Source organism: Micromonospora sp. 4G55, assembly GCF_016803375.1.
Genome location: NZ_JAEVHN010000719.1, coordinates 1 through 2,993 on the forward strand (window position 1 = coordinate 1; position 2,993 = coordinate 2,993).

The window sequence follows — 2,993 nt, forward strand, 5'->3', positions numbered from 1 at the left end:
ATCCCTGCGAAGGACGGTCACATGCGCGCCACCGTGATCTACGGCCCGAACGACATCCGCGTCGAGGAGGTCCCCGACGCCGCCGTGCGCCACCCGACCGACGCGGTCGTCCGGGTGGTCACCGCCTGCATCTGCGGCAGCGACCTGTGGGCGTACCGGGGGGTGGCCAGCCGCCAGCCGGGGCAGCGCATCGGCCACGAGTTCCTGGGCGTGGTGGAGGCCACCGGCGCCGAGGTGACCTCGGTGCGCGTCGGTGACCTGGTGGTGGCCCCGTTCGTCTGGTCCGACGGGGTCTGCGACTTCTGCCGCGAGGGCCTGCCCACCTCCTGCCCGCACGGCGGGTTCTGGGGCGAGCCCGGCTCCGACGGCGGGCAGGGCGAGGCCGTCCGCGTCCCGTACGCCGACGGCACGCTGGTGCGGCTCCCCGCCGAGGCCGCCGGCGACGAGCGGCTGCTCACCGCGCTGCTGGCGCTGTCGGACGTGATGTCCACCGGCCACCACGCGGCGCTCGCCGCCAGGGTCCGCCCCGGCGCCACCGTCGCGGTCGTCGGCGACGGCGCGGTGGGGCTCTGCGGGGTGCTGGCCGCCCGGCGGCTCGGCGCCGAGCAGATCATCGCGCTGGGCCGGCACACCGCCCGCACCGACATCGCCCGGGCGTTCGGCGCCACCGACGTGGTCGCCGAGCGCGGCGACGCGGCGGTCGCCGCCGTCCGGGAGCTGACCAAGGGCCAGGGCGCGCACGCCGTGCTGGAGGCCGTCGGCACCGAGGAGTCCATGCGTACGGCGATCTCCATCGCCCGCGACGGTGGCGCGGTCGGCTACGTCGGGGTGCCGCACGGCGGCAGCGCCGGCGTGGACATCCGCCAGATGTTCGGCCGCAACGTCGCCCTCGGCGGCGGGGTCGCCCCGGCCCGCACCTACATCCCGGAGCTGCTCGCCGACGTGCTCGACGGCACCATCGACCCGTCGCCGGTCTTCGACCGGACCGTCACCCTCGACGGGGTGCCCGACGGCTACCGGGCGATGGACGAGCGCACCGCGCTGAAGGTCCGCATCACCTTCTGACCCCGACTACCGCCGGTGACGACGCCGCCCCTGGTGGGCGCGTCCGCCGTACCGTACGGTGCTCGCCGTGACCGCAGACGATCACTCCTCGACCGGCCCCGTGGCCGTGCTCGCCAACCCCACCGCGGGCCGGGGTCGGCACCGTGGCCTGCTGCCCGCACTGCTGGAGCGGCTGGCCACCGCCGGCCGCCCGGTCGAACTGCTGGAGGCGGGTACCCCGGCCGAGGCGGAGGCGGCGTGCCACGCCGCGGTCGCCGACGGCGCGGGTGCCCTGATCGCAGTCGGTGGCGACGGCACGGTCCACCGGGCGTTGCAGGCGGTCGCCGGTACGGCGGTGCCGTTCGGCGCGGTCCCGGCCGGCACCGGCAACGACTTCGCGGCCGACAGCGGCTTCCCGGCCGACCCGCTGGACGCCGTCGGGGTGATCGCCGCCGCGCTGCGCGAGGGGCGCACCCGGCCGGTCGACCTGGCCCGGATGACCGGGGCGGACGGCGGCGACCGCTGGTACGGGGCGGTGCTCGCGGCGGGCTTCGACGCGATCGTCAACGAGCGGGCCAACCGGATGCGCTGGCCGCGCGGTCCCCGCCGCTACGACCTGGCGATCCTGATCGAGCTGGCCCGGCTGCGCCCGCGCCGCTACACGCTGCGCCTGGACGGCGAGGTGCACGAGCTGGACGCGGTGCTGGTGGCGGTCGGCAACGGCGCCAGCTACGGCGGCGGGATGCGGATCTGCCCCGACGCCGACCCCACCGACGGGCTGCTGGACGTGGTGGTCGGCGGGCGGTTCGACCGGCGGACCCTGATGCGGGTCAAGCCGCGCATCTACCAGGGCACCCACGTGACGCACCCGCTGGTGCGCAGCTACCGGGCCCGCACGGTGGAGCTGGCCGCCGAGGGCATCACCACGTACGCCGACGGGGAACGCTCCCTCGACCTGCCGGTGCGGATCACCGCCGTGCCGGGGGCGGTGCGGTTGCTGCGCTGAGCTGGTCGTTCGTGCCGGTGGCCGCCGGTCCCGCCGGTGCGGCGTCGGGGTGCTCCGGTCGCTCGGCGGTGCGCGGCGTGCCGGCCCGTACGGCTCCGATGCTGGCGGCGACCACCAGGGCGATGGCGAGCACCTCCGTCAGGTGCAGGTCCTGCCCGAGGACCAGCCAGCCGGCGAGCGCGGCGAGCGCCGGGCCGAGGCTCATCAGCACCGCGAAGGTCGAGGTGGCCAGCCGACGCAGCGCCAGCAGTTCGAGGGTGTAGGGCAGCACCGAGGCGAGCAGCGCCAGCCCGGCGCCGAGCGCCAGCACGGCCGGGTGCCACAGCCGCGCCCCGGCGTCGGCCAGCCCGAACGGCAGGGTGAGCAGGGCCGCGACCGTCATGGCCAGGGCCAGCCCGTCGGCCCGGGGAAATCGGCCGCCGACCCGGGCCGAGCAGACGATGTACGCCGCCCAGAGCGCCCCCGCGCCCAGCGCCAGGCCGGCGCCGACCGGGTTCAGCCGGTCGAACCCGCCCTGGCCGAGCAGCGCCACCCCGGCCAGCGCCAGACCGGCCCAGCACCACGCGGTCCACCGGTGGGCGGTCAGCACCGACAGCGTGAGCGGCCCGAGCACCTCCAGGGTCACCGCCGGCCCCAGCGGGATCCGCTCGATCGCCTGGTAGAACACCGAGTTCATGCCGGCCAGGGCGAGCCCGAACAGCACCACCGACGCCCAGTCGCCCCGGCCGTAGCCCCGCAGCCGGGGCCGGCACACCAGCAGCATGAGCAGCGCGCCGATGGTCAGCCGCAGCGTGACCGTGCCGGCCACCCCGGCCCGGGGGAAGACCAGCGCGGCGACCGCCGAGCCGAAGTGCACCGACAGCGCGCCGCCGAGCACCAGGCCGACCGCCCCCACCTGGCCGGAGCCCCAGCGTCGCAGCAGGCGGGCGGGCGTCGACGGGCG

The 2,993-nt window shown here is 76.9% G+C and carries 3 protein-coding genes; 2 read left to right on the forward strand and 1 reads right to left on the reverse strand.

All coding sequences use genetic code 11. The features are described 5' to 3' along the window. The coding region (locus tag JNW89_RS32940; protein ID WP_306344944.1) for a zinc-dependent alcohol dehydrogenase family protein at positions 1-1,065 on the forward strand (1,065 nt) is incomplete at its 5' end. A 58-nt stretch (positions 1,066-1,123) separates the two neighbouring features. After that, a complete protein-coding gene (locus JNW89_RS32945; protein ID WP_238452015.1) occupies positions 1,124-2,050 on the forward strand; it encodes a diacylglycerol kinase family protein in 927 nt (308 codons plus the stop codon). Here the strand turns inward: JNW89_RS32945 and JNW89_RS32950 are convergent. Next, on the reverse strand, positions 2,013-2,972 hold the full coding sequence (locus tag JNW89_RS32950) for a DMT family transporter (RefSeq protein ID WP_375155179.1): 960 nt from the start codon (positions 2,970-2,972) through the stop codon (positions 2,013-2,015). The genes JNW89_RS32945 and JNW89_RS32950 overlap by 38 nt on opposite strands. Positions 2,973-2,993: the final 21 nt, after the last annotated feature.